Annotated in this window: 21 protein-coding genes, 1 other RNA gene and 1 pseudogene; 19 read left to right on the top strand and 4 right to left on the bottom strand. The window is 63.9% G+C overall.

Translation table 11 applies throughout. From position 1 onward, the window contains the following. Positions 1-49 precede the first annotated feature (49 nt). Together RX328_RS36330 and RX328_RS36325 are read left to right on the top strand one after the other, a co-directional pair. Positions 50-1,852, top strand: coding sequence for an ABC transporter ATP-binding protein (locus RX328_RS36330; protein WP_213248980.1), 1,803 nt, complete (start codon positions 50-52; stop codon positions 1,850-1,852). 66 nt (positions 1,853-1,918) lie between these two features. After that, on the top strand, positions 1,919-2,314 hold the full coding sequence (locus RX328_RS36325; protein WP_213248978.1) for a hypothetical protein: 396 nt from the start codon (positions 1,919-1,921) through the stop codon (positions 2,312-2,314). Here RX328_RS36325 and RX328_RS36320 read toward each other — a convergent pair. Together RX328_RS36320 and RX328_RS36315 are read right to left on the bottom strand one after the other, a co-directional pair. Next, positions 2,296-3,228: a DMT family transporter gene (locus RX328_RS36320; RefSeq protein ID WP_213248976.1), complete on the bottom strand. Its 933-nt coding sequence runs from the start codon at positions 3,226-3,228 to the stop codon at positions 2,296-2,298. The genes RX328_RS36325 and RX328_RS36320 overlap by 19 nt on opposite strands. A gap of 73 nt (positions 3,229-3,301) precedes the next feature. Then, positions 3,302-4,045 carry a sulfite exporter TauE/SafE family protein gene (locus tag RX328_RS36315; protein ID WP_213248975.1) on the bottom strand — a complete coding sequence of 248 codons (744 nt, stop codon included), beginning with the start codon at positions 4,043-4,045 and terminating at the stop codon, positions 3,302-3,304. Between the two features lie 201 nt (positions 4,046-4,246). Between RX328_RS36315 and RX328_RS36310 the strand changes: the two genes are divergently transcribed. The 3 genes from RX328_RS36310 (at position 4,247) to RX328_RS36300 (ending at position 6,968) form a co-directional block, all read left to right on the top strand. Further along, complete coding sequence (locus RX328_RS36310; RefSeq protein WP_213248974.1) at positions 4,247-4,960, top strand: alpha/beta fold hydrolase; 714 nt, start codon at positions 4,247-4,249, stop codon at positions 4,958-4,960. 213 nt (positions 4,961-5,173) lie between these two features. Beyond that, a complete protein-coding gene (locus RX328_RS36305) occupies positions 5,174-6,139 on the top strand; it encodes a helix-turn-helix domain-containing protein (RefSeq protein WP_213248973.1) in 966 nt (321 codons plus the stop codon). A 100-nt stretch (positions 6,140-6,239) separates the two neighbouring features. Next, positions 6,240-6,968, top strand: coding sequence for an alpha/beta hydrolase (locus RX328_RS36300; RefSeq protein ID WP_213248972.1), 729 nt, complete (start codon positions 6,240-6,242; stop codon positions 6,966-6,968). 131 nt (positions 6,969-7,099) lie between these two features. Here the strand turns inward: RX328_RS36300 and rnpB are convergent. After that, positions 7,100-7,523, bottom strand: an RNA gene (gene rnpB / locus RX328_RS36295) — RNase P RNA component class A. A gap of 133 nt (positions 7,524-7,656) precedes the next feature. Between rnpB and RX328_RS36290 the strand changes: the two are divergent. From RX328_RS36290 to RX328_RS36280, 3 genes and pseudogenes are all read left to right on the top strand, one after another. Further along, positions 7,657-8,088: pseudogene (locus RX328_RS36290) on the top strand (PAS domain S-box protein). A 128-nt stretch (positions 8,089-8,216) separates the two neighbouring features. Continuing rightward, entirely contained in the window at positions 8,217-8,567 is a 351-nt protein-coding gene (locus tag RX328_RS36285; protein ID WP_213248971.1) for a YciI family protein, read from the top strand. A gap of 80 nt (positions 8,568-8,647) precedes the next feature. After that, positions 8,648-9,886, top strand: a complete 1,239-nt coding sequence (locus RX328_RS36280; protein ID WP_213248970.1) for an RNA polymerase sigma factor — start codon at positions 8,648-8,650, stop codon at positions 9,884-9,886. Between the two features lie 107 nt (positions 9,887-9,993). Here RX328_RS36280 and RX328_RS36275 read toward each other — a convergent pair whose 3' ends face one another. Beyond that, positions 9,994-10,779: an N-acetylmuramoyl-L-alanine amidase gene (locus RX328_RS36275; RefSeq protein ID WP_249726186.1), complete on the bottom strand. Its 786-nt coding sequence runs from the start codon at positions 10,777-10,779 to the stop codon at positions 9,994-9,996. A gap of 546 nt (positions 10,780-11,325) precedes the next feature. Between RX328_RS36275 and rsmH the strand changes: the two genes are divergently transcribed. From rsmH to murC, 11 genes are all read left to right on the top strand, one after another. Next, entirely contained in the window at positions 11,326-12,321 is a 996-nt protein-coding gene (gene rsmH, locus RX328_RS36270) for a 16S rRNA (cytosine(1402)-N(4))-methyltransferase RsmH (protein WP_213248966.1), read from the top strand. A gap of 2 nt (positions 12,322-12,323) precedes the next feature. Then, positions 12,324-12,716: a hypothetical protein gene (locus RX328_RS36265; protein WP_057847016.1), complete on the top strand. Its 393-nt coding sequence runs from the start codon at positions 12,324-12,326 to the stop codon at positions 12,714-12,716. Further along, positions 12,713-14,467: a peptidoglycan D,D-transpeptidase FtsI family protein gene (locus RX328_RS36260; protein ID WP_213248964.1), complete on the top strand. Its 1,755-nt coding sequence runs from the start codon at positions 12,713-12,715 to the stop codon at positions 14,465-14,467. Before RX328_RS36265 ends, RX328_RS36260 begins: the two co-directional genes overlap by 4 nt. 48 nt (positions 14,468-14,515) lie before the next feature. Beyond that, the gene (locus RX328_RS36255) at positions 14,516-15,973 is read left to right on the top strand and encodes a UDP-N-acetylmuramoyl-L-alanyl-D-glutamate--2,6-diaminopimelate ligase (protein ID WP_213248962.1); all 1,458 of its coding nucleotides are present in this window, start codon (positions 14,516-14,518) and stop codon (positions 15,971-15,973) included. Then, positions 15,970-17,352 carry a UDP-N-acetylmuramoyl-tripeptide--D-alanyl-D-alanine ligase gene (locus RX328_RS36250; RefSeq protein WP_213248960.1) on the top strand — a complete coding sequence of 461 codons (1,383 nt, stop codon included), beginning with the start codon at positions 15,970-15,972 and terminating at the stop codon, positions 17,350-17,352. The genes RX328_RS36255 and RX328_RS36250 overlap by 4 nt, the downstream gene beginning before the upstream one ends. A 183-nt stretch (positions 17,353-17,535) precedes the next feature. Then, positions 17,536-18,642, top strand: coding sequence for a phospho-N-acetylmuramoyl-pentapeptide-transferase (mraY, locus tag RX328_RS36245; protein ID WP_213248958.1), 1,107 nt, complete (start codon positions 17,536-17,538; stop codon positions 18,640-18,642). A gap of 109 nt (positions 18,643-18,751) precedes the next feature. Next, positions 18,752-20,152 carry a UDP-N-acetylmuramoyl-L-alanine--D-glutamate ligase gene (murD, locus tag RX328_RS36240; protein ID WP_213248956.1) on the top strand — a complete coding sequence of 467 codons (1,401 nt, stop codon included), beginning with the start codon at positions 18,752-18,754 and terminating at the stop codon, positions 20,150-20,152. Positions 20,153-20,159: 7 nt separating this feature from the next. Next, complete coding sequence (locus RX328_RS36235) at positions 20,160-21,707, top strand: DUF5107 domain-containing protein (RefSeq protein ID WP_312017964.1); 1,548 nt, start codon at positions 20,160-20,162, stop codon at positions 21,705-21,707. A gap of 123 nt (positions 21,708-21,830) precedes the next feature. Continuing rightward, positions 21,831-22,982: a putative lipid II flippase FtsW gene (gene ftsW, locus RX328_RS36230; RefSeq protein WP_213248952.1), complete on the top strand. Its 1,152-nt coding sequence runs from the start codon at positions 21,831-21,833 to the stop codon at positions 22,980-22,982. 38 nt (positions 22,983-23,020) lie between these two features. Beyond that, positions 23,021-24,121: an undecaprenyldiphospho-muramoylpentapeptide beta-N-acetylglucosaminyltransferase gene (murG, locus tag RX328_RS36225; RefSeq protein ID WP_213248950.1), complete on the top strand. Its 1,101-nt coding sequence runs from the start codon at positions 23,021-23,023 to the stop codon at positions 24,119-24,121. 158 nt (positions 24,122-24,279) lie between these two features. Next, positions 24,280-25,683: a UDP-N-acetylmuramate--L-alanine ligase gene (murC, locus tag RX328_RS36220; protein ID WP_213248948.1), complete on the top strand. Its 1,404-nt coding sequence runs from the start codon at positions 24,280-24,282 to the stop codon at positions 25,681-25,683. Positions 25,684-25,950 lie beyond the last annotated feature (267 nt).

Below are 25,950 nucleotides of genomic sequence, written 5' to 3'. Positions count from 1 at the left end.
CAAACCCAGATGGAGCCGGCATGCGCCTTTCGCGCAGCCGGATGATGCCATGACCGTTCCAAGAGACAAACGTCCCGCGGCGATACGCGTGGTGATCCCGTTCGTGTTCCGCCACTGGCTGCAGCAGCCCGGCCGCGCCGCCGTCGTGACCGGCGGCCTGCTGGGAGCAACCGCGGCCGACCTGTTCATGCCGATCTTCTCCGGCCGGCTGGTCGATGCGCTGACGCTGGGCACTTCCGACCCGGGCGCGCGACAGGCTGCGTTCACAGCCTTCGGCGGGATCGTCGCGCTCGGACTCATATCGATGGTCCTGCGCCTGGCCGGGCTGCAGGCCATCGTGCCGTTCACGCTGAAGACCATGTCCGACGTATCGCGCGACGCTTTCGCGCGCGTACAGCGCTTTTCGACCGACTGGCACGCCAACTCGTTTGCCGGCTCCACCGTACGCAAGATCACGCGCGGGATGTGGGCGCTCGATCTGCTCAACGATACCATCTTGATGGCGCTGCTGCCGTCGCTACTGGTGCTGGTCGGCTCGATGATCCTGCTCGGGCTGCACTGGCCGGTGCTCGGCGCGGTCATCGCGGTCGGCACCGTGATCTATGTCTCGATGACGATGGCGTTCTCGGTGAACTACATCGCACCCGCCGCGCGCGTCTCCAACGCCTGGGACACCAAAGTCGGCGGCACGCTGGCGGATGCCTTGACCTGCAACGCGGTGGTAAAGTCCTTCGGCGCGGAAGCGCGCGAGGATGCGCGGCTGGCCGGTGTCGTCGGACGCTGGCGCACGCGCGTGCGGCGGACCTGGTACCGTTACAACTACACTTCGACGGCGCAACTCGCGGTGTTGTTGTGCTTCCGCGGATCGGTGATCGGCGGGGCGATCCTGTTGTGGATCGCCGGCCGCGCCACGCCGGGCGACGTCACCTACGTGCTGACCAGTTACTACATCATTCATGCCTATCTGCGTGACGTCGGCATGCACATCAACAACCTGCAGCGTTCGGTCAACGACATGGAGGAGCTGGTCGCGATCCATGACGAGCCGATCGGCATCGCCGATGCGCCGGATGCAAAGCCGATCGACATCCAGGGCGGCCGCATTGTGTTCGACGACGTGACGTTCCATTACGGCGGCCACCGCGCGCCGCTGTATGACGGATTGTCGGTCGAGATCCGCGCCGGCGAGCGGGTCGGCCTGGTCGGCCGCTCCGGTTCCGGCAAAACCACTTTCGTCAAACTGGTGCAGCGGCTCTACGATATCAGCGGCGGAAAGGTCCTGATCGACGGTCAGGATATCGCGAAAGCCACGCAGCAATCGCTGCGCAGCCAGATCGCGATCGTGCAGCAGGAGCCGATCCTGTTTCACCGCACGCTGGCCGAGAACATCGCCTATGGCCGGCCGGGCGCCAGCATGGCGGCGATCGAGCAGGCGGCGCGGCTCGCCAATGCGCACGATTTCATCCTGCGGCTGCCGAAAGGCTACGGCACGCTGGTCGGCGAGCGCGGCGTCAAGCTGTCGGGCGGCGAGCGGCAGCGCGTCGCGCTGGCGCGCGCGTTCCTGGCGGACGCACCGGTGCTGATCCTGGACGAGGCAACCTCGAGCCTTGATTCGGAGTCAGAGGGCCTGATCCAGCAGGCCATGGAGCGGCTGATGAAAGGGCGGACCTCGATCGTAATCGCGCACCGGCTGTCGACGGTGCGCAGCCTCGACCGCATCCTGGTTTTCGACCGCGGCGAGATCGTCGAGCAGGGAACGCACGCGGCGCTGACCGCCAGGCCCGGCGGCATCTATCGCGGGCTGTTCGAGCTGCAGGCCACCGAGTTCAGCCGCATTTCGGCGGCGGAGTGAGAGCCGTATTGTTGCGAACCCGATCGATGTCGGAATATGTTTTCCGGCATCGAGAGGGCTTGCACGATGCGCTGGTTTCGAAAGGATCGGCCGCCGGAGGTCTGGGAAATCGACGTTCAGCCCGCAGGCGATATCGAGGCGGCGCAAAGGATTCGCGAGATTTGCGTCTCGGCCGAGGCCATCGCGGAAAAGATGGCAGCCGGCGGCCGCCATGCCGAGAAAGACCAGGCCATTGACGCCACGCGATATCAGGCAGCGATCAAATGCGCGCTCGAAGTCGCCATGAAGATCTCCGACGACGCCATGCGTGACGTCTCGGTGAGCCAGATCATCAGGTTATGCGTGAAGGTCGATCATCTGAAAACCGCGCGCGTGCTACTTAGGGCCATCAATTCGGAAAAGACCAGGGCGGAACTGATGGCGGATCATCCGGTGCTGAACGATCAGGACGCCGCCAATTGAGACGGCTCGCGATTTTGCTGCGGCGGCGAGGGAGCCGTTCTGGCCCGGGTGCGCGTCGAAATGGCGACCGTCACTACGACGGCGGCAGCGAACAGCAGGATCTGCAGCGTGATGGTCTCGTCGTTGAAGAAGGCGGCCAGCGCAAAGGTGACGAAGGGTTGCAGCAACTGGATCTGCGAGACCCGCGCGATGCCGCCCATCGCCAGCCCTGCATTCCACGCGAAGAACCCGATCCATTGCGAGAACAGCGCGACGTAAAGCAGCCCGAGCCAGGGTTTCAGGGCGATGTGGGTGATATCGGCGGGCATGGTCAGCACGGCTGCCGGAATCGACAGCGGCAGCGCAATAACCAGGATCCAGCTTATGACCTCCCAGCCCGGCATTTGCGAGGTGAGCCGGCCGGAGAATGCGTAGCCGATCGCGGCGACGGCGACCGATGCGAACAGGAATAAATCACCGGCGACCAGCGCGCCGCCGCCTTGCCGCAATGCGAATGCGATCACCAACGCGGCGCCGGCCACGGAAGCAATCCAGAACAGCGGCCGCGGCCGCTCATGAGTAATGGCAACGGCGACGAGCGCGGTGGCGATCGGCAGTACGCCCAGCACCACGCCGCCATGCGAGGCGTCGACCCTCTGCATGCCCATCGACATCAACAGTGGAAACAGGATCGCGACGCAAAGCATGGCGATCACGAGTTGCAGCCATAGCGCGCGGGGCGGCAGCGGCCGGCGCAACACGAGAAGGAGCGCCAGCGAGCAAAGCCCTGCGATAGCGGTGCGCAGCGCGGTCAGTGCAATCGGATCAATTTCCGCGACTGCGATCCGCGTCGCCGGCAGCGTGCCGCCGAAGATCACCATGCCGATGAAGCCCAGCAACAGGCCGAGGCGCTCGCGCGAAGCAGGGGAGCTCATGACGCGATTGGTTAGCCGCTTTGCCGGTCAGCGTACAGCAATCTACTCGGAGCACATGGCGGCTATGCGCCGTTCAGCTCGGAGCAATGCTGCTCCACACCAATCCAACTCCCGACAGAAATAGCAGAGCCAGCACGACGTCGTAGAAGTTTCGGTCATTCAGGGCTTGATAGGTGCGCATGCCAAGACGGGCGCCGATCAGCGTGCCGGGCAGCGCCAGCATCGCCAGCCAGAACACATCCCATTTAACGAAGCCGCTGGCGATCTGCAGGATGAGCGCGGCGCCGAGCACGCTGCCGTTGAAGATCTGGAAGAGGCCGCGGCGCTGGTCCTTGGTCCAGCCGCGGATGCTGGCCCACAGGGTCGGCAGCGGGCCCGACAGGCCGGCGAGGCCGCCGAGGATGCCGCCGGCAAATCCGACGGCTGCGTCTGCCGGCCGGCCGCCGAAGCGGAAGGCCATCGGCTTGCGGATGAAATAGAGTGCGGTAGGAAATACCAGCAGCATCATGCCGACGCTGAGCTTGAAGTTTTGCGGGTCGGCGCGCGCGACCAGCAGCGCCCCGATCGGCATGCCGGCAAGACCGCCGGCCACGAACGGCCACGCCAGCTTGAAGTCGAGAACTTTCCACATCGATGGCAGCGTCGAGATCTGCGAACTCACCGAGCAGATCAGGACCAGCGGCACCGCAATGGCCGGCGGCAAGATGTAAAGCCAGATCCCCAGCGCCATCAGCGCCGTGCCGAAACCGGAAAGTCCGGAGACAAAGCCGCCCGCGAGCGCGCCGGCGAGCAGGATGGCGTAGGTGGCGAAGTCCACTCTTAATATTCCCTCCGTCATTCCGGGGCGCGAAGCGAACTATGGTGCGCAATTGCGCACCTGAGAATCTCGAGATTCCGGGTTCGCATCTTCGATGCGCCCCGGAATGACGTTGAATGTTGCGGTGACGTTTACACGACGCGATGGACAGGTACTATCGCAATCCAAGTCTTCAACAATAACTTGGTGGGAAACGGGCCGATGGGCGCAACTTCGAAAACCCTCCTCGTCTGTCACGGCGCGTGGTCCGCGGGTTGGGCCTGGAAGAAAATGCATCCGCTGATGCAGGCCGCCGGGCATCGCCTGATCACGCCGACCTACACCGGTCTCGGCGAGCGCGCGCATCTGGCGCATCCGGGGATCGATCTCAATTCGCATATCGAAGACGTTTTGCACGTCATCGAGTATGAAGACCTGCGCGAATTCGTGCTGATCGGCCACAGCTATGGCGGCATGGTCGCGACCGGCGTCGCCGACCGCGCCCGCGACAAGGTCAAGCAGCTCATCTATATCGACGCCTTCGTGCCGCAGGACGGGCAGTCGCTGCTCGATCTGAACGAAGCGGGGCGGGCGCGGATGGAGGAGTTGGCCAAGACCGGCGATGGCTGGCGCGTGCCGCCAAACCCGACGCCGCCGGATACATCGCCTGCGGACGTCGAATGGCTCAGCGCGCGCCGCGTCAACATGCCGATCAAGTGTTTCGAGACCAGGCTCAAGCTGCAGGGCGGCGCGCTGACCCTGCCGCGCAGCTATATCTACGCCACCCGCATCACGCCGGCCGACACTTTTGGGCCGTTCGCCAGGATGACAAAGGGTGATCCCGCCTGGAGCTATTACGAGATCGACGCCAGCCATTCGCCGAATGTCACCGCGCCGGAAGCGCTGATGGCGCTGCTGCAGAAGATCGTTGCGTAGTCCGAAGCCCGGGTGGAGCGCAGCGCAACCCGGGCTCTCCGCGCCATGGGCTCGATAGTCCCGGATTGCGCGGAGCCTGTCATCGGGCGCGCGTTCGCGCGACCCGTTGGCTCCATCCGGGCTATGGGATGTAGTCTCCAACGGATTGACTCTCCGCCACGCGCCCAACAAGCTGGCAATCCGGTGGTCGAAACCGATCGCGGAGGGCAGGCTATGGCGTCCAGAACGACTTCTGTCATCGAGACATGGTCGACCGCCTTGGTCGAGCCGGAACGGCGCCTGGACTATTGGATCGGCGCCGTCTGCGAATGTTTTCTCGAAATGGATATCACGACGCCGGTGCGGTCGGGCTTCGACTGCTCCGTTCAGCGCGGGCAACTCGACACGATCGGCATCAACCGCGTCGAGGGCTCGGCGCAGCACGTCTACCGCAGGAAAGGCAGCCTCGCGCGCAGTGCATCGAACTACTATTACCTGCTGTGCAAGACTGACAATGACTGGACCGCCATGCAGGACGGCCACGCGTCGCGCCTGCAGCCCGGTGATCTCGTGCTGCTGGATTCCCGGCGCTGCTACGAGTTCAACTTTCCGGTAACTTCAAACACGCTGTCACTGGAACTGCCGATCGCGTGGGTCGAATCCTGGGTCACCGATCCGGAGCGGCGCGTCGGGCAGCGTATTGACGGGCGCGCCGGTTGGGGCGCGGCGCTCAGCACATTCGCGCGCCAGTTGATGCCGCAACTGGCGATCGAGCGGCCGCTGCCTGCGCAGGTTTTGACCGATCAGCTCGGAGCGCTTCTGGCGCTTGGGTTCGGAAGCGAGATTCCGGCCGCGCCCTCCGAGCAGCGCGATGCGGCGAAGCTGTTGGACCAGATCGGTCGGGCCATCCGGCTGCGCTACGCCGAACCGGGATTGACGGCTGCGACCATCGCCGCACATCTGCGTGTCTCGGAACGAACCCTGCATCGCTGTCTCAACAAGGCAGGCCTGACGTTCAGCGGGCTGCTCAACGATTGCCGCATGGCGGCGGCGCGCCGGATGCTGAGCGAGCCGCGGTTCGATCGCATCGGCGTCGGCGGGATCGGGCTGCGGGTCGGTTTTTCCGATCCATCTCACTTCATCCGCCAATGCCGGAGATACCTCGGCATGACGCCGGGCGCCTTCCGGCAGCTGCGCTAAAGGCCTGGCACAATCCGGCGATGGCGGTGGCCGAATCCGGCCATCCGGGAATAATCGTCCCCATCAATGTCTGACTTTCAGAAAATCAGGGGGAGACGGAATGTCAGACATCTATGTTCTTGTTCACGGCGCGTGGCACACCGGCGCCGAAATGGAAGCGGTGGCCGGACATCTTCGCAAAAGCGGCCACGTCGTGCATTGCCCGACAGTCGCCGGCAACAACAAGGATGACGATCGCGAGAAAACAGGACTCGAGCAGGCGATCTCGTCCGTCGTCGCTTACATCGAGGCGAACAATCTCCGCGACATCAGGCTGGTCGGCCACTCCTACGGCGGGATGGTGATCTCGGGCGTCGCCGACTGTCTGACTGACAGGATCAAGCGCCTCGTCTACGTCAACGCCTTTGTCCCGCTGGATGGGCAGTGCCTCAACGACATGGTGCCGCCGCACTATGTCGGCCTGTTCGATGCCGTGGCCGCTGCCAACAACAACGCCGTGATGCTGCCGTTCGAAATCTGGCGCGATGCCTTCATCAACGACGCCGATCTCGAACTGGCGAAATCCGCCTACGCCAAACTCAATCTGCATCCGTATAAGACGTTCACCGACAAGATCGCGCTGGCGCGTCCCCTGGCAGAGCTGCCGGTTGGCAAGTCCTATGTCAATTGCAGGCAGGACATCGCCCTGCCGCACGGCCTGCCATGGCATCCGCGCTTGTCGGAGCGGCTCGGCCTTTTCCGGCTGATCGAATGCGACGGCAGTCATGAGATGTTCTTCAGCAACCCGGCGCGGCTGGCACAGGCGATCGGGGAGGCGGGGCGCGATTGAGATGCGTAGCCCGGATGGAGCCAACGGGTCGCGCGAATGCGCGCCCCGTTGGCTCCATCCGGGCTACAGTTCTGAATGAAACCGAAAATGGCGAGGGGTCCGGCGCGTTACGCCGAACCCCTCATTCTCAAGACATCAGCCAGCCTGTAAGCCGGGTTCTGTAGGGCACCATTCTTTCGAATGGTACGTGACGGCCATTCCTCTGGGACCATGTTCGCACATGGCCTCGAGCAACCTACCCGGACGGCGAGCCTGACATCGCTCTGCGGCGTTATCGCTTTCGCGAACAGCCCCGCGTTGCCGTCCCTATTCGGTTTTGCTCCCGGTGGGGTTTGCCATGCCGTTTCCGTTGCCGGAAACGCGGTGCGCTCTTACCGCACCTTTTCACCCTTACCCTCCGAAGCCCGAAGGCGAAGGAGGGCGGTTCGTTCTCTGTGGCACTTTCCCTGGGGTTGCCCCCGCCGGGCGTTATCCGGCACCGTATGTCGATGGAGCCCGGACTTTCCTCCCCCGCAGCCTTTCGACCGTAGCGGGAGCGGCCGTCCGGCCGACTGATGCCCTACGAATGGGGGCTCGGGGGCGCGCCGTCAAGGGATGGCGATGGTTAATCCGGTTCCGTCAGCGTGATTTTGACATGCGCGACACCGCGGCATTTGATGCCAGTCGGTTCGATTTCTGGATGCGCGCGATGAACATTCCTGCCGGCCTTGGCGAAGCTCTGCTGCACAGCGCTTCTGACGCCATCATTGCGACCGATCGCGATGGGCGCATCACGTTCTGGAATCCCGGCGCGGAGCGGATATTCGGCTTCACGGCTGCGGAAGCCACTGGCCAGTCGCTCGACCTGATCATCCCTGAAAATTTGCGAGCGCGGCACTGGGCGGGCTTTAGGCACACCGTGGAGACGGGAACTAGCCGCTACGGGCACGGCGATCTGTTGTCGGTGCCCGGCCTGACCTAGGACGGCCGGCGGATCTCGGTCGAGTTCACCATCGTGTTGCTGCGAGACGCGTCGCAGGAGGTCGCGGGCACCGTGGCCGTCATGCGTGACGTGACGAAGCGGTTCGAGGAAGTCAGGGAGCTGAAGCGTAGGCTTGCGGAGGCCGGCGGGAAGTCTTGAATATGAAGTTCCGCTTTCCGGGAGGGCCGCCCTGCCGCCTAAAAATTAATTTCCGTGACGATGTCGTTTTGCGGGAAGCCCATTCGACTGGGTGTCGGCGATCCAGCCGGTCAGAAGGAGTTTAAAAAATGCAGTATCTGTTGTTGATCTATCGAAACGAAGCCGAGCAGGCAAAGATGGACGCTTCCGAGCTCCAGAAGATGACGGCGGAATACCGCGCATTCACCCAATCCATCATCCAGAGCGGCAACTTCAAGGCCGGCGACGCTCTGCAAATGACGGCGACCGCCACGACAGTGCGCGTTCGCGACGGCAAGATGTTGACGACGGACGGTCCGTTTGCGGAGACCCGCGAGCAGCTCGGCGGCTATTATCTGGTCGAGGCCAAGGATCTCAATGAGGCGTTGGGCATTGCCGCCAGAATTCCCACCGCCAAGGTTGGTTCGATCGAGGTCAGGCCGATCATGGTTTATGATTGACGGCGAAGCCGTCATTCCGGGGCGATGCGCACCATAGTTCGCTTCGCACCCCGGAATGACGGAGCAAACATCGCAATCGCATGACACCACGCGAGATCGAAAAAACATTCCGCGACGAGACGGGGCGGGCGCTTGCCACGCTGATCCGTCTCGTCCGCGATTTCGATCTGGCCGAGGATGCCTTGCAGGATGCGTTCGCGGTAGCACTGGAACGCTGGCCGGCCGCGGGCCTGCCGTCAAATCCGCGCGCCTGGCTGATCAATGTCGGCCGCAACAAGGCGGTCGATCGTATCAGACGCAACATTGCATTTCGCGGCAAGCAGCAGGAGCTGGCGCACCAACTGCTGCTGAATGCGTCCGAACCATGCGAGGACGCCGACAGCGCGCTTGACGATGACATGCTGCGGCTGATTTTCACGTGCTGTCACCCCTCCTTTGCCGCCGAGGTGCAGGTCGCGCTGACGCTGCGCACCGTATGCGGGCTCACGACCGCGCAGGTCGCGCGTGCCTTTCTCGCCAGCGAAGACGCGATGGCGCAACGCCTGCTGCGGGCCAAGCAAAAAATCCGTCTTGCCGGCATTCCCTATGAGGTGCCGGAGCGCGAAGAACTGGAGCCGCGGCTGCGCGGCGTCCTCGCGGTGGTCTATCTCGTCTTCACCGAGGGATACGCGGCCACTTCAGGGCAAGGCCTGATGCGGCCGGATCTCGCGCGTGAAGCGATTCGGCTGGCGCGGCTGCTCGATGCGTTGATGCCCGGACGCGGCGAGATCAAGGGTTTGCTCGCCCTGATGCTGCTGCATGATGCGCGGCGCGCCGGCCGCGAGACCGCAGGCGGCGACATCGTGCTGCTGGAAGAACAGGACCGCAAATTATGGGATCGTGCACAGATCTCGGAAGGATTGCATCTCGTGGAAGAGGCGCTGCGGATGTCGGGGCGGCCGCAATCCTATGCCGTGCAGGCGGCGATCGCGGCGCTGCATGCCCGTGCGCCCAGTTACGAAGACACCGATTGGCGGCAGATCGCCGGGCTCTACGAAGTGCTGCTTCGGATCAGCCCGTCGCCGGTTATCGAACTCAACCACGCCGCTGCGGTGTCGATGGTCGATGGGCCGGCGCGGGCGCTCGATCTGGTTGATGCGCTGGAGGCGCGCGGTGAACTGAAGAGTTATGAGCTGCTGCCGGCCGTCCGCGCTGATTTGTTGCGCCGGCTTGGGCGGCAGGACGCGGCGCGGGAGGCGTATCAGGAGGCGACGGCTACGACGCAGTTGGAGCCGCTGCGAAGGCTGTATGCGCGAAGAATTGCGGAGATGGATTCCTAGCCGTCATGCCCGGGCTTGTCCCGGGCATCCACGTCTTCCCTTATGTTGAGACGTGGATGGCCGGGACAAGCCCGGCCATGACGGCAGGACAACGGCCGAGATTGAAATTACTTGGCTGCAGCCACCGTCGTCGCCTCCGCCGGCAGGCTGGCTAACAGCGCGTGCAGCGTGCTCATGGTCGAGTGATCGGCGATGCCGTCGACGCGCGCGGGGCGGAAGTGGCGCTGGAACGCGGTGACCACTTCCATGGTCGGACCGTCGAACTTGCCGTGGGTCGGGATCTTGTAGCCGTATTTGGCCAGTGCCGCCTGCATGTTGGCGACGTCGTCTGAGATGCTGCCGAGCTTGAGCGTTTCGCCGCGCACGATCGGCGCCGGCTGCACCCAATGACCGACGCCGGAATTCGCCAGCAAGTGCCACGGGAATTTTTCGCCCGGGTCCTTCTTGCGCGCCGGCGCAACATCGGAATGCGCGAGCACGCGATGCGCGGATATCTTGCGGCGGAGGATGATGCCGCGGCACAGCGCGATCACGGCGGCGATCTGGCGCGACGGGAAATCCGGATAGCCCCAGTCGTGGCCGCGATTGATGATCTCGACGCCGATCGAGCAGGAATTGATGTCTTCCTCGCCGGCCCAAAAGGATACGCCAGCGTGCCAGGCGCGCTTGGCTTCCGGCACGCACTGCACGATGCGGCCGTCCTCCAGCACGATGTAATGGGCTGAAACGTCGGTGCCGGGGGTGCAGAGCTGGGCGATCGCACCTTCCACATCCGGCATGCCGGTGTAGTGCAGCAAGATCATGTCGGCGACGCGGCCGTTGTTGCGGTCGCCATGGTTCGGCGACGGGATGACGTCGGATGCGATCGAGGAATCCGGGGTAAAGGTCTGCATGTCGGCGTTGGCCCTGGGAACGGGGAGGGCGCGTTGACGCCTCGAATCAATACCAGCAGAGGTGAACGAACCAGAAGCCATTTTTTAAACCCAAACGGGGCAGCAGAGCGGCAACATCGTGTTCAGGGCGGCAATATCGTTTACTATTCATTTACTGCGTTCCCGCGCAATGCGGCGGCCGAGTTCCACCCTGCAATTTTGATCGGGTGTGTGCGGGGCGCATCACCGGCTTCAGTGTCTAGAAAGCGCGCAAAACCCTTAGCCGACCATCAACGCTTTCTTAACGCTAAGTGCCGTTACTAAGTGGTGAAGAGCCGAACCGGTTGGGGACGGCCGAGGCCCTCTTTTACGCTCGAAAATGCCATGGCAACCCAGCAAATTCCGTCTGGAAATGAGGGGTCGCGGGGCCGGGCGAGAGGCGGCAATCCTGCCTGTTCCCGGCCACTTGGCCGGAAAAGCCCGGCAAAGCGCAGAGATTTGAGGCGCAATGGGCCCGTTCGCATCCAGTTTTCGTATCACAGACTGGAAAACGCCAGAGGACGGCGCATGAGCCCTGCTGCGCCGCGCCACATCTCGGTGCTCGGCCGCGAGGCGGTCGAGATGCTCAATCCCAGGAACGGCGGCATCTATGTCGACGCCACCTTCGGCGCTGGCGGCTACAGCCGCGCCATTCTCGATGTTCCGGGAACGCAGGTCATCGGCATCGACCGCGACCGATCGGCTGTTGCCGGCGGATTCGATCTGGTCGAGCAGTCCCACGGCCGGCTGACCTTGGTCGAGGACCGATTCTCCAACCTGGCGGAAATCTGCGCGGCGCAAGGCGCAGCCGCGGTGGACGGCGTCGTGATGGACGTCGGCGTTTCATCGATGCAGCTTGATCAAGCCGAGCGCGGTTTCTCGTTCCGGCTCGGCGGCCCGCTCGACATGCGGATGGGGCACGGCGGACCGACGGCGGCCGACGTGGTAGCGAAGGCCTCCGAGAGCGATCTCGCCAACATCATCTATATTTTTGGCGAAGAGCGCCATTCCCGCGGCGTAGCGCGCGCCATCGTGGCGGCGCGGAAAGAGGCGCCTCTTACGACCACCCAACAACTGGCCGATATCGTCGGCAGGGTGGTTCGCTCAAAGCCCAACGAGATTCACCCGGCGACGCGGACGTTCCAGGCCTTGCGGATCTTCGTCAACGCTGAACTCGACGAGCTGCATCTCGCGCTGGCGGCGGCCGAGCGCGTGCTGAAGCCCGGCGGGCGGCTGGTGGTCGTCTCGTTCCATTCGCTGGAAGATCGCATCGTCAAGGATTTCCTCAACGCGCGCGGCAAGGCTGGCGGCGGTTCGCGGCATTTGCCTGAGATCGCACAGGCCGCACCGAGTTTTCAGATTCTGACGAAGCGTCCGATTACCGCCGGTGAAGCCGAGCTTGCCGCCAATCCGCGCGCGCGTTCGGCAAAACTGCGCGCTGCCGAGCGCACCGCGGCGCCGGCGCATGCAGCAGGCCGTCTGCCGGCGTGGCCTACGCTTGCCGACGTGATGAGGGGAGGCTGATCGTGCGGATCATCCACTTCCTCGTCATCGGTGTGCTGGTGTTCGCGGCGGCCTATGTCTACCGGATCAAGATGGAATCGACCGCGCGCGTCGAGCGTGTGCTCCGGCTGAACGCCGAGATACGCGAGCAGCGCGATGCGATTGCGGCGCTGCGCGCGGAATGGGCCAAGCTCGATGCGCCGCTGCGGCTGCAGGGACTTGCCGAGCGTCATCTCAGCCTGAAGCCGCTGGTCGCCACGCAATATGACCAACTGAAGAATTTGCCGGAACGGCCGCCGGCCTTTGCGCGGCCGGGCGCTCCCGATCCGATCGGCGCGATGATCAACACCATCGAGGCTGCCGCCGAGGCTCCGCCCACAACCGGCTCCGTGCCCGCACCGGGAGATCAGCAATGACCGGACGGGCGCTGACGAATACGGCGCGAAAGCCCGCGGAACCGTGGCGGCGGCGGCTGATCCGCAGCCTGCTCTACGGGCGTAACGTCGACCGTGCCGCCAAGGCGCGTGCGCGCGTGGGACTTGCGATCCTGCTGTTCGCAGCGATCTATGCCGTGCTCGCCGGACGTCTGGTGATGTTCGCGGTCGGCGCCGACAGCCACGGCGGCCGCCGCACCGCCTCGCAGGACGCGATTGCAACCGCGCGGCCCGACATCGTCGACCGCAACGGCGAGGTGCTGGCGACCGACGTCAAAGCGCCGAGCCTGTTCGGCGAGCCCAGGCGCATCATCGACAAGGACGAGGCGATCGAACTTTTGACCGCAGCGCTGCCGGACCTCGACACGGCGGAGGCGCGCACGCGCCTATCATCGCGCAAGGGCTTTGTCTGGCTGAAGCGCGAGATCACACCAAAACAGCAGCACGACATCCACAAGCTCGGCATTCCTGGCATCGGTTTCCTGCGTGAGAACAAGCGCGTCTACCCGACCGGCGCCGCGGTCGCGCATCTGATCGGCCTCGTCAACATCGATAACGCGGGCATCGCCGGGATGGAGAAGTGGCTGGACAATAATGGCCTGGCCGACCTGCACCGCGCCGGCTTCGCCACCGATCGGCTGCAGAAGCCGGTCGAACTGTCGATCGACCTGCGCGTCGAGCACGCGCTGCGGGACGAGCTGCTGAAGGCGAAAGAGAAGTACAAGGCCAAGGCGGCCTCCGGCCTCGTCTCCAACGTCCGGACCGGCGAAATCGTGGCCCTGGTGTCGCTGCCGGATTTCGATCCGAACAATCCGAAAGAGGCGCACGACCCCGAGCGCATCAACCGCCTGACCACTGGCGTGTTCGAAATGGGCTCGACCTTCAAGGCGCTGACGCTGGCGATGGCGCTGGATTCCGGCAAGGCCAACCTCAACACGCTCTATGACGGGCGCGGGACGCTGAAGTTCGGCAAGTTCACCATTCACGACACCCATCCGGTCGGCCGCGCGATCACGCTGTCGGAAGTGTTCACCTTCTCGTCCAATGTCGGCGCGGCCAAGATTGCGCTGGCGCAAGGCGTGGAAGCGCACAAAGCATTCCTGAAAAAGCTCGGCCAGATGGACCGGCTGCGCACCGAACTGCCGGAAAGCGCTTCGCCAATCGTGCCGAAGCGCTGGACCGAGCTCAACACCATCACGGCTTCCTTCGGCCATGGCATCGCGGTGGCGCCGCTGCAGGCGGTGATGGGCATCAACGCCTGCATCAATGGCGGTCTCCTGATTCCCCCGACCTTCCTCAAGCGGTCGGAAGAGGAGGCGCGGGCCATCGCCAAGAAGGTGCTGCGAACCGAAACTTCCGACAAGATGCGCTATCTGATGCGGCTGAATGCCGAGATCGGAACCGCCAAGAAGGCCGACGTGAAGGGCTATTATATCGGCGGCAAGACTGGCACCTCGGAAAAGGTGGTCAACGGCCGCTATTCCAAGAAACAGGTGCTCAACTCCTTCACCGCCATCATCCCGGCCGACAATCCGCAATACCAGTTACTGGTCATGCTGGATGAGCCGAAGGCGCTGCCGGAAACCCATGGCTTCATCACCTCGGGCTGGAACGCGGTGCCGACCGGCGGCAAGGTGATTGCCCGCATCGGTCCGCTGCTGGGCATTGAGCCGCGCTTCGACCTGCCGCCGTCCGACCGCCTTATTCTTGCGGCATCGAAGACAACCCAGTAAGGCGTACTGTCAGGCGCGCCAGACTGCGCCGGGCCGGACTGGAACAAGATGAAACTTCGCGATCTCTTCAGCGACGACGCTGCGATCGAGCCGCAGGCGGAAGCTGTCGATGTGAAAGGCCTTAGCGCCGACAGTCGCGCGGTGAAGCCCGGTGATTTGTTCTTTGCGCTCGCGGGGACCAAAACCGATGGCGCGCGCTTCATCGATTCCGCGGTCAAGGCGGGCGCAGTTGCGGTCGCCGGCGAGCGTACTTCTTCGGACGCCCGCGTTCCCTTTGTCGTCACGGCAAATCCCCGCCGTGCGCTGGCGCTGGCAGCGGCAAAGTTCTATCCGCGTCAGCCCGCCACCATCGCGGCAGTGACCGGGACCAGCGGCAAGACTTCGGTTGCCGCGTTCACGCGCCAGATCTGGGAGCGGCTCGGCCATGCTTCCGCGAGCATCGGCACCATCGGCCTGGTGTCGCAAAAGCGCACGATCTATGGATCGCTGACGACGCCGGATCCGATTGCGCTGCACCGGCAACTCGACGAGATCGCGGGCGACGGCGTGACGCATCTGGCTTTCGAGGCCTCCTCGCACGGGCTCGACCAGTTCCGGCTCGACGGTGTCCGCATCGCCGCCGGCGGCTTCACCAATCTTTCGCGCGACCATCTGGATTACCATCCTGACGAGGCGCATTACCTCGCGGCCAAGCTGCGACTGTTCCGCGATCTGATTGCGCCTGATGGCGCAGCCGTGATTTCGGCCGATCATGATTGTTCGCAGCAAGTGATCGAGGTGGCAGAGGCGCGGGCCTTGCGGGTCATTACCGTCGGCAGCAATGCGGATGGCGCCGGCGAAGGCATCCGCCTTGTTGGCGTCACCGTCGAAGGGTTTGCGCAAGACCTCGCACTCGAACATCGCGGGCGCAATTACACGATCAAGCTGCCGCTGGTCGGCGAATTCCAGATCGAGAACGCGGTGGTTGCCGCGGGGCTCGCGATCGGCACCGGCAGCGAGCCGGCGGCTGTGTTCGACGCGCTTGAACATCTCGAAGGCGCCAAGGGCCGGCTGGAGCGGGTCGGTGAACATAACGGTGCGCCGATCTTCGTCGATTACGCTCACAAGCCGGATGCGCTGGCCAAGGCACTGCAGGCGCTGCGGCCTTACGCGAAACGCAAGCTCGTCGTCATCTTCGGCGCCGGCGGCGACCGGGACGCCGGCAAGCGCCCGATCATGGGCGCGATTGCGGCCGAGAATGCCGATCAGGTCATCGTCACCGACGACAATCCGCGCAGCGAAAATCCGGCTACGATCCGCGCCGCCATTCTGGCCGCGGCAAAGGGCGCAACTGAAATCGGCGATCGCACGGAGGCGATCCGGGCAGGGATCGCGGCGCTGCAGCAAGGCGACGTGCTCCTGATCGCCGGCAAAGGCCACGAGACCGGCCAGATTGTCGGCGACAAGGTCTTGCCGTTCAGCGATCACGAGGCGGTGGCGGCCGCGCTCGCAACGAGGATGGCATGAGCGCGAGACCATTGTGGACGGTTGCCGGGGTTGCGCGCGCGCTGGAACTGTCAGGCGATTATCCGGATACGCCGATCGATTTCGTCACGCAGGACAGCCGGCTGGTGAAGCCCGGAAGCCTGTTCGTGGCGTTGAGCGGCACGCCGAGCGGCGGCTTCATCTCCAGTTTTGCCAGCGCCCGCGACGGCTGGGAATTCGCCGACAAGGCTGAGGCGGCCGGCGCGGTGGCGATGATTGTTCCGCACGCCATCGACGGCGTCCGTGTTCCGCAGTTGATCGTCAAGGACACCCTGATCGATGGGCTGTGGGCGCTGGCGCGCGCGGCGCGGGCGCTGTTTGCCGGCCCGGTGATCGGCCTGACCGGCAGCGCCGGCAAGACCAGCACCAAGGAATTCCTTGCCGCCTATCCTGCCGCCTACGCGAGCCCGAGCAGTTTTAACAATTTCTGGGGCGTGCCGCTGACGCTCTGTAATGCCAGCCCGAGAGCGAGCGTGTGGGTCGTCGAGATGGGCATGAACCAGGCCGGCGAGATCGCGCGGCTCAGCGAGTTGACGAAACCAACGGTCGCGCTGGTGGTGAACGTGCAGCCGGTGCATCTGGAAAAGCTCGGCAGCCTAGAGGCGATCCGGCGCGAGAAGGTGAGCATCGCGCAGGGCTTGCCGAAAGATGGCGTGCTGGTGTTGCCTGAGGATGTCCTGGCGCCGGAATGGAACGGCAAGATCGTCCGCTTCGGCGAAGCGTCCGAAGTGCGGGCGTTGTCGCATACGCCGGAAGGCGAGAGCTGGAACGTTGCCGCGCAGGTGAACGGCAGCCGGATCGAATTCGGCCTGACGCCCGGCGCGCCGCATCGTTTGCAGAACGCGTTGGCCGCGCTGGCGTCGATCCATGCCGCGCGGCTCGATCCGGCGGCGCTGGCGAAGGAACTCGGCGATGTCGGCATCATGACCGGCCGCGGCGTGGAGCAGACGGCCCACGGCATCACCGTGATCGACGACAGTTTCAACGGCAACCCGGCCAGCATGGTGGCCGCGCTCGGCAGCCTGAAGGCGCGGCCGGTGACATCAGGCCGGCGCATCGCCATTCTCGGCGACATGCTGGAATTGGGCGCTGAGGCGCCCGCCTATCACGAGAAACTCGCGAAAGACCTGCCGGGCCTCGACGGCATCTACTGCGTCGGCCGCTTGATGCGCCATCTATACGATCTCGTACCTGCAGAGCGGGCGCTCGGCTGGCACGAAGACCCGGCGACGCTCGATCCCCAACAAATCGCCGCATTGCTGCGGGACGGGGACGTGGTGGTGGTCAAGGGCAGCAAAAAGATGTTCTGGGTGAACAAGTTCGTGCCCAGGCTGCTGGCCGCCTTGCAGGCAAAGGCGTAAACTGGCCGCACCCGGTGGGCCCGTTGCTTTCCGCGAGAGGCGATTCGTCAATACCCCATGCATGACCAAGATTTGCTTGGTTTGAGGATGAAAACGATTATCAAGGCGTTCCCGGAACGAACGCATTCCCGGAGCGCTTCCCGCCAAGGCGGCGCAACCAAGCCGCGTGATAGGGCTACTTGAATGTTTTACTGGCTGATCGAGCTTTCCAATACTGTTCCCGGTTTTGGCATCTTCCGCGGCTTCTTCAACGTGTTTCGCTACATCACCTTCCGCACCGGCGGGGCGATGGTGACGGGCGCGTTGTTCGTGTTCCTGTTCGGGCCCTGGATTATCGATCATCTGCGGCTTCGGCAGGGCAAGGGCCAACCGATCCGCACCGACGGCCCGCAATCGCATCTGATCTCCAAGAAGGGCACGCCGACGATGGGCGGGCTGATGATCCTGTCAGGCGTCGTGGTGGCGACGCTGCTGTGGGCCAATCCGCGCAACCCCTATGTCTGGATCGTGCTCGCGGTGACGCTCGGCTTCGGCTTCGTCGGATTTTACGACGACTATCTGAAGGTGACCAAACAGAGCCACAGCGGCTTCGCCGGCAAGCTGCGGCTTTTGATCGAAGCGGTGATTGCGCTCGCGGCCTGCTACGCGCTGGTGCGGCTCGGCCGCGATGCGACATCGACATCGCTCGCGGTGCCCTTCCTGAAGGATGTCGTGATCAATTTCGGTTGGTTCTTCGTGATCTTCGGCGCCTTCGTCATCGTCGGCGCCGGCAACGCGGTGAACCTGACCGACGGCCTCGACGGGCTTGCGATCGTGCCCGTCATGATCGCCGCTGCAAGTTTCGGTATGATTTCGTACCTGACCGGCAACGCGGTGTTCTCCGATTATCTGCAGATCCGCTACGTTGCCGGCACCGGCGAGCTCGCGGTGCTGTGCGGCGCGGTGCTCGGCGCCGGCCTCGGCTTCCTCTGGTTCAACGCGCCGCCGGCCTCGATCTTCATGGGCGATACCGGCTCGCTCGCGCTCGGCGGCATGCTCGGCGCCACTGCCGTCGCGGTGAAGCACGAGATCGTACTCGCCGTGATCGGCGGACTATTCGTGCTCGAAGCCGTCTCGGTGATCGTGCAGGTCACCTCGTTCAAGCTGACCGGAAAACGCGTGTTCCGGATGGCGCCGCTGCACCACCATTTCGAGCAGAAGGGCTGGACCGAGCCGCAGATCGTGATCCGGTTCTGGATCATCTCGGTGATGCTGGCGCTCGCCGGCCTGTCGACGCTGAAGCTGCGGTGATAATCGTGCAGTTCCGCAATGGTCATTCCGGGGCGATGCGTCAGCATCGAACCCGGAATCTCGAGATTCCGGATTGCCGCTTCGCGGCCTCCGGAATGACTGCCCAATCATGATCCCCGTCACCTCCTTTGCAGGTAAAACGGTCGCCGTCTTCGGCCTCGGCGGTTCCGGCCTTGCGAGTTGCCACGCGCTGAAGGCCGGCGGCGCCGAAGTGGTCGCAGGCGACGACAGCGCCGACAATGTCGCCAAGGCGGCGCAAGCCGGTTTCACCACCGCCGATCTGCGCACAGTATCGTGGTCGAATTTCTCGGCCCTGATCCTCACGCCCGGCGCGCCGCTGACGCATCCGGCGCCGCATTGGTCGGTGCTGATGGCACGCCAGGCCGGCATCGAGCTGATCGGCGACATCGAGCTGTTTTGCAGGGAGCGCCGCCGTCACGCGCCGGACGCGCCGTTCGTCGCCATCACCGGCACCAACGGCAAGTCGACCACGACCGCGCTGATCGCGCATCTGATGAAGGTTGCCGGTTACGACACCCAGATGGGCGGCAATATCGGTACCGCGATCCTGTCGCTGGAGCCGCCGCGGATGGGCCGCGTGCATGTGGTGGAAATGTCGTCGTACCAGATCGACCTCGCGCCCTCGCTCGATCCCTCCGTCGGCATTCTGCTCAATGTCAGCGAAGATCATATCGATCGCCACGGCACGCTGGAAAACTATGCAGCCGTGAAGGCGCGCCTAGTCGCCGGCGTACAACCGCAGGGCACGAGCATTGTCGGTGTCGATGACATCTGGTGCCGCAACATCGCCGATCGTCTCGACCAGGCGGGAAAACGCGTGGTGCGGATCTCCGTGAAGAATCCTTTGCCCGACGGTATCTATGTCGAGCGCGAAACCATCGTGCAGGCGTCCGGCGGCGCGCGCAACGAGATCGCAAGGCTGGGCGGCATCGGCTCGCTGCGCGGGTTGCACAATGCGCAGAATGCGGCGTGCGCGGCGGCCTGTGCGATGGCGATGGGCATCTCCACGGATACGCTGCAAAACGGCCTGCGCAGCTTTCCCGGGCTGGCGCATCGGATGGAGCAGGTTGGCCGCCGCGGCAATGTGCTGTTCGTCAACGACTCCAAGGGCACCAACGCGGACGCCGCCGCGCATGCGCTATCGTCGTTCACCGACATCTTCTGGATCGCCGGCGGCAAGCCGAAGCAGGGCGGCATCACGGGTCTCACTGAATACTTTCCGCGGATTCGAAAGGCCTATCTGATCGGCGAAGCCGCGCAGGAATTTGCCGGCACACTCGGCGAGCGCGTGCCGCACGAGATTTCGGAAACGCTCGATGTGGCGGTTGCCAATGCCGCACGCGACGCGGAGGCATCGGGGCTCGTCGAGCCCGTGGTGCTGCTGTCGCCGGCCTGCGCCTCGTTCGACCAGTACCGCAATTTCGAAATCCGCGGCGCCAAGTTTCGCGATCTGGTGATGATGATGCCCGGTGTGAAGCCGGTGGTGTGATCGTAGGATGGGTGGAGCGCAGCGATACCCATCGCCGCAGCGCCGGATTGATGGGTTTCGCTTCGCTCTACCCATCCTACATTCTGCTCATTCGAGGGCGTCGCAAATGGCTACTCATGCTCGGGCAGGTACCCGCGTCCGTGTTGGGGCTGCAGTCCTTTCGGCGACCTTTGTGTTTCATTCCATTGCAGATGCGGCTTCGTCGCTATCCGCCGGCGTGACTCTCAGCGAGTCGTCGATTTCGTGGAGTACGGTCAAATACGCGACCTCCGCGGAGAACGGATTCGTTAGCGGCTCGCTCGACAAGAAGACCATCGTCGATCGCACCTTCAAGACCTATGTGCTCGAGAATCGTTATCTGAAGGTAACGCTCCTGCCCGAATTTGGCGGACGCATTCTTTCCATCATTTACAAGCCGACCGGCCATGAACAACTTTATCGCACCGAAGTGGGCGTGCCTTACGGGATGAAGGCCGGCGTCTTCTATTACGACTGGCTGATGGTGTATGGCGGCATCTTCCCTACATTCCCGGATCCCGAGCACGGCAAGACATGGCTGAAGCCGTGGGATTTCAAGGTAGTGAAGGAGAGTGCCGGCGAAGTGACCGTGTCGATGTCGCTTAAAGATGATTTCGCGTATTCCGCTGCACCGACGCAATTCCTCAAGGGTGCGACGGGTATCGAAGCGACTTACTATGTCACGCTGAAAGCCGATCGCGCAGCGCTGGATACGCGCGTGGTGCTGAAGAATCCGAACGCCCAGGCGGTCGACTACGAATACTGGACGTGCACGACGCTCGCACCAGGATCGGAGCAGAAGAATCCCAAGACAACCGGCGGCGCAGAAATCGTCGCGCCGATCGAGGCCTACAGCACGCCGGCCTGGTCGGCCAACCTGTCCGAAGGCGATGAGAGCTTAGGTCTCGGCAGGAGCCGTTTCGAAAAATTGCGCTACTTCAAGAACTGGCCGACGATGGGTATCGCGTACGCGGCGCCCGACATGCAGGGCGGGAACTTCTGGGGTGTGATCAACCACGACAATGAAGAGGGGATCATCCGCATCGCCGATAATCGGGTCACGCGGGGCCTGAAGATGTGGACGTGGGGATTTCCGTCGTTCGCGAACGAAACTGACGCACGCAAAGAGCCGAGCGAAGCGCGGCCTTACGTCGAATTGTGGGCGGGTGTATCGGATCAGTTTTTCCACCGCGCAAAGCTTCCGCCGCGGGGCGAAGTGTCTGTTACGGAGACCTACAGCCCGACCGTCGGCATGAGCAACGTGACGCATGCGAATGAGAACATCCTGATCAATTTCTCGGCCGCCGCTTCGGGCGTGAATCTTCAGTTCTTCAGTATCGAACCGGCCACGCCGTTGCGCGTCACGTTGAAACGCGGCGATGCGATATTGTTCAACGACAGCGTGAAGGCCGACCCGAAAAACGGAAATCGCATTTCCGCGACCATTCCGTTCGGCGGCAGCGGCGATCAGGTCCGGCTGACGATCACGACCGTGGAAGGTAAAGAGCTGATCGCGTCCGAGACGAGAATAAAATGATGGGTTGTCGCTTCGCTCCGGGGCACGAGTGCGCCGCTTCGTTCAATCATCTGCAATTCATTAACCCCCCATAAACCATCCTGCCTCACCAATGGGCATTACCTCTGCCATTTGGGGACGCCCATGCTCGCCCGTGATGAACGCACCCCGTTTTCGGACTGGTGGTGGACCGTGGATAAGCTGCTGCTGCTCGCGATCGGCGCGCTGATGCTGGGCGGCGTCATCCTGTCGCTGGCGGCGAGCCCGCCGGTGGCGACGCGGATCGGGCTCGATCCCTTCCACTTCTTCAGCCGGCACATGCTGTTCCTGCTGCCATCCCTCCTGGTGCTGATCGGGGTATCTTTCCTGCCGCCCAGGCAGATCCGCCGTCTTGCGCTATTGGTGTTCGTGGTGAGTGTTCTTTTGATCGTCGCGACGCTCGTCTTCGGTGCGGAGGTGAAGGGGTCGCGGCGCTGGATCACGCTGCTTGGCGTCAACATCCAGGCCTCCGAATCCGCCAAGCCCGCCTTCGTCGTGATGGCGGCGTGGCTGTTTGCGGAATCGACCAAGCGGCCGGAAATGCCGGCGACCTCGATGGCGATGGCGCTGCTGTTGACGCTGGTGGCGCTTCTGGTGATGGAGCCGGATTTCGGCCAGACCATGCTGATCCTGATGGTCTGGGGCGCGCTGTTCTTCATCGCGGGGATGCGGATGATCTGGGTGGCCGGCCTTGCCGGCGTCGCCATGGCCGGATTGTTCAGCGCCTATCTGCTGGTCCCGCACGTGGCGGGCCGCATCAAGCGTTTCATAAATCCGGCCTCCGGCGACACCTTTCAGGTCGACATGGCGATGGAAGCCTTCTGGAACGGCGGATGGTTCGGGCTGGGGCCCGGCGAAGGCATCGCCAAGCGCAGCCTGCCGGACAGTCATACCGACTTCGTGTTCGCGGTGGCGGCGGAAGAATTCGGCATCATCCTGTGCCTGGCGCTGGTTGCGCTGTTCGCCTTCGTCGTGATCCGCACGCTAACGCGGGCGTACGCGAGCGAGGACATGTTTTCGCGCTTTGCGGCGTCGGGACTTGCGATTCTGTTCGGCATGCAGGCTGCAATCAACATGGCGGTCAATCTGCAACTGATCCCCGCCAAGGGCATGACGCTGCCCTTCATTTCCTATGGCGGTTCGTCGATCATTTCGCTGGCCTATGGCGTCGGCATGATGCTGGCTCTGACGCGGCAGCGCCCGCGCACCGAGGTGGAATCGATGAACGCGGCCGGCGTGGCACGGGGTTACGCCTGAGGGCGTGACTAGCGCCGCGGCGTCGGCTATTTGAAGCCATGGACAACACGCCTCTCATTCTGCTGGCCGCCGGCGGCACCGGCGGCCATTTGTTTCCCGCTGAAGCGCTCGGAGTTGAGCTCATCAAGCGCGGCCTGCGCGTGCGGCTTGCGACCGATGCCCGCGCGCTGCGCTACAGTGGGCTGTTCACCCGCGACAATATCGACGTAGTGCCGAGCGAGACCGTTCGCGGGCGCAATCCGTTGTCGCTGGCGCGTACCATTATGATGCTCGGCTATGGAACGGGCATAGCGCTCAACCTGGTGCGGCGGCTGAAGCCCGCGGCCGTGGTCGGCTTCGGCGGCTATCCGACGCTGCCGCCCTTAATCGCGGCACGGCTGCTCGGCGTGCCCGGCGTCATTCACGATGCCAATGCGGTGCTCGGCCGCGCCAATCGTTTTCTTTCCAAGCGCGTCAACGCAATCGCGACCTCGCTGCCCGGCGTGCTCGATCGCGATCCTTCGCTCGCGGAAAAAACCACGACGGTGGGCACGCCGATGCGGCCCGCGATTCTTGCCGCCGCCGCGCAGCCGTTTGCATCGCCCGAACCGAACGGGCCGCTGCGCTTGCTGGTGGTCGGTGGCAGCCAGGGCGCGCGGGTGATGAGCGACATCGTGCCATCAGCCGTCGAACGGCTGGAACCGGTGCTGTGGAGCCGCATCGCCCTGACGCAGCAGGTGCGCGAGGAAGACATGGCGCGGGTGCGGGCGATCTATGACCGGCTCAAGATCAAGGCCGAGCTCGCGCCGTTCTTTACCGACCTGCCGGCGCGGCTGGCGTCCAGCCACCTCGTGGTCTCGCGCTCCGGCGCCGGCACCGTGGCGGAACTTGCGGCGATCGGCCGGCCCTCGATTTTGGTGCCGCTGCCCGGCGCGATCGACCAGGACCAGTTCGCCAACGCCGGCGTGCTGGCCAGGGTGGAGGGCGCTTTACGGATTCCGCAGGGAGAATTCACGCCCGATCGGCTGGCCGCTGAAATCTCTGCGTTTGCGGCCGATCCCGCACGGCTGACCGCGATGGCGGCCGCCGCCCGCCAGGTCGGCCGGCTCGATGCCGCCGAACGGCTGGCCGATCTGGTGATGAAAACGGCCGGAATCTAGGCAATTGCCCGAAAAATTGCCCCTTGTCATGCCCCGCGAAAGCGGGGCATCCAGTACTCCGCGGCGCCTGATTTGAGCTTCGGCTTCGCGAAACACTGGATCGCCCCGCCCTTGTGCGCAATCGCACAAGGCGGGCGATGACGGCCAAGGGATGATCCATGAGACTGCCGCGCGAGATCGGACCCATTCACTTCGTCGGGATCGGCGGCATCGGCATGAGCGGCATCGCCGAGGTGCTGTGCAATCTCGGTTACACCGTGCAGGGTTCGGACGCCTCCGAAAGCGGCAATGTCGCGCGGCTGCGGGAGAAGGGCGTCAAGGTCTCGGTCGGCCACAAGACCGAGAATGTCGACGGCGCCGACGTAGTCGTGGTCTCGACCGCGATCAAGCGCGATAATCCCGAACTGATGGCGGCGCGCGCGCAGCGCATCCCGGTGGTGCGTCGTGCCGAAATGCTGGCCGAGCTGATGCGGTTGAAAAGCTGTGTCGCCATTGCCGGCACCCATGGCAAGACCACGACGACCTCGATGGTCGCAGCGTTGCTCGATGGCGGCAATCTCGACCCGACGGTGATCAATGGCGGCATCATCAACGCCTACGGCACCAACGCGCGGCTGGGGGCGGGCGATTGGATGGTGGTTGAAGCCGACGAGAGCGACGGCACGTTTCTGAAACTGCCGACCGACGTCGCCATCGTCACCAATGTCGACCCCGAGCATCTCGATCATTTCAAGACCTTCGAGGCAATCCAGGACGCGTTCCGCAATTTCGTGGAGAACGTGCCGTTCTACGGCTTTGCGGTGATGTGCATCGATCACCCGGTGGTGCAGAGCATCGTCGGCCGGATCGAGGACCGCCGCATCATCACCTATGGTGAAAACCCGCAGGCCGACGCGCGGCTGATGGAGCTGACGCCGGTCGCGGGCGGATCGAAGTTCAAGGTTGCGATCCGCAACCGCAAGACCGAGGCCTCGCACGAGATAACGGACATCGTGTTACCGATGCCGGGCCGGCACAACGCGTCGAATGCGACGGCGGCGATTGCGGTGGCACACGAACTGGGCATTTCCGACGAAGCGATCCGCAAGTCGATCGCTAGTTTCGGCGGCGTCAAGCGCCGCTTCACCAGGACCGGCGAGTGGAACGGCGTCACCGTCATCGACGATTATGGCCATCACCCCGTCGAGATCGCCGCGGTATTGAAGGCCGCGCGTGACTCCTATGGCGGCAAGATCATCGCCGTGGTGCAGCCGCACCGCTTCACCCGCCTGCAATCGCTGTTCGAGGAATTCTGTACCTGCTTCAACGATGCCGATGCAGTCATCGTCGCCGAGGTCTATCCGGCCGGCGAGGCGCCGATCGAAGGCATCGACCGCGACCATTTTGTACTCGGCCTGCGCGCGCATGGCCATCGTGAAGTGATCCCGCTGCCGAGTTCGACGGAACTGGCAAAACTCGTCCGTAGAATTGCGCAGCCCGGCGACCTCGTCGTCTGCTTAGGGGCCGGCAACATCACGCAATGGGCCTACGCGCTGCCCGCCGAATTGAAGGCGTTGGGGTGATGATGACTACTATCTTCGGGGACGTTGAAGGGAAGCTTAGCCATGACGGCCGGCGTTTGCCGCCACCCCTCTCCCTAACCCTCCCCCGCAAGGGGGGAGGGAACCCTCCCGCCAGTGCGTTCCTCACTCGCTCTATTCTTCGAACTCGCAAGCACTCTGGAGCAGCCGTTAGACAACGACAACGTGAGGTGAGCACGCTGCTCAGGCTCCCTCCCCCCTTGCGGGGGAGGGTTGGGGAGAGGGGTAAGCCCCGGGCGACGGCGTCAA

Origin of the sequence: Bradyrhizobium sp. sBnM-33, assembly GCF_032917945.1 — a bacterium.
GTDB lineage: Bacteria > Pseudomonadota > Alphaproteobacteria > Rhizobiales > Xanthobacteraceae > Bradyrhizobium.
This window is presented reverse-complemented; position numbering and strand designations above follow the sequence as displayed.

What these genes read in the sequence shown, in the direction of transcription:
- RX328_RS36330 (WP_213248980.1), top strand. Translation starts at nt 50, where the DNA reads ATGACCGTTCCAAGAGACAAACGTCCCGCGGCGATACGCGTGGTGATC.
- RX328_RS36325 (WP_213248978.1), top strand. Translation starts at nt 1,919, where the DNA reads ATGCGCTGGTTTCGAAAGGATCGGCCGCCGGAGGTCTGGGAAATCGAC.
- RX328_RS36320 (WP_213248976.1), bottom strand. Translation starts at nt 3,228, where the DNA reads ATGAGCTCCCCTGCTTCGCGCGAGCGCCTCGGCCTGTTGCTGGGCTTC.
- RX328_RS36310 (WP_213248974.1), top strand. Translation starts at nt 4,247, where the DNA reads ATGGGCGCAACTTCGAAAACCCTCCTCGTCTGTCACGGCGCGTGGTCC.
- RX328_RS36305 (WP_213248973.1), top strand. Translation starts at nt 5,174, where the DNA reads ATGGCGTCCAGAACGACTTCTGTCATCGAGACATGGTCGACCGCCTTG.
- RX328_RS36300 (WP_213248972.1), top strand. Translation starts at nt 6,240, where the DNA reads ATGTCAGACATCTATGTTCTTGTTCACGGCGCGTGGCACACCGGCGCC.
- RX328_RS36285 (WP_213248971.1), top strand. Translation starts at nt 8,217, where the DNA reads ATGCAGTATCTGTTGTTGATCTATCGAAACGAAGCCGAGCAGGCAAAG.
- RX328_RS36280 (WP_213248970.1), top strand. Translation starts at nt 8,648, where the DNA reads ATGACACCACGCGAGATCGAAAAAACATTCCGCGACGAGACGGGGCGG.
- RX328_RS36275 (WP_249726186.1), bottom strand. Translation starts at nt 10,779, where the DNA reads ATGCAGACCTTTACCCCGGATTCCTCGATCGCATCCGACGTCATCCCG.
- rsmH (WP_213248966.1), top strand. Translation starts at nt 11,326, where the DNA reads ATGAGCCCTGCTGCGCCGCGCCACATCTCGGTGCTCGGCCGCGAGGCG.
- RX328_RS36260 (WP_213248964.1), top strand. Translation starts at nt 12,713, where the DNA reads ATGACCGGACGGGCGCTGACGAATACGGCGCGAAAGCCCGCGGAACCG.
- RX328_RS36255 (WP_213248962.1), top strand. Translation starts at nt 14,516, where the DNA reads ATGAAACTTCGCGATCTCTTCAGCGACGACGCTGCGATCGAGCCGCAG.
- RX328_RS36250 (WP_213248960.1), top strand. Translation starts at nt 15,970, where the DNA reads ATGAGCGCGAGACCATTGTGGACGGTTGCCGGGGTTGCGCGCGCGCTG.
- mraY (WP_213248958.1), top strand. Translation starts at nt 17,536, where the DNA reads ATGTTTTACTGGCTGATCGAGCTTTCCAATACTGTTCCCGGTTTTGGC.
- murD (WP_213248956.1), top strand. Translation starts at nt 18,752, where the DNA reads ATGATCCCCGTCACCTCCTTTGCAGGTAAAACGGTCGCCGTCTTCGGC.
- RX328_RS36235 (WP_312017964.1), top strand. Translation starts at nt 20,160, where the DNA reads ATGGGTGGAGCGCAGCGATACCCATCGCCGCAGCGCCGGATTGATGGG.
- ftsW (WP_213248952.1), top strand. Translation starts at nt 21,831, where the DNA reads ATGCTCGCCCGTGATGAACGCACCCCGTTTTCGGACTGGTGGTGGACC.
- murG (WP_213248950.1), top strand. Translation starts at nt 23,021, where the DNA reads ATGGACAACACGCCTCTCATTCTGCTGGCCGCCGGCGGCACCGGCGGC.
- murC (WP_213248948.1), top strand. Translation starts at nt 24,280, where the DNA reads ATGAGACTGCCGCGCGAGATCGGACCCATTCACTTCGTCGGGATCGGC.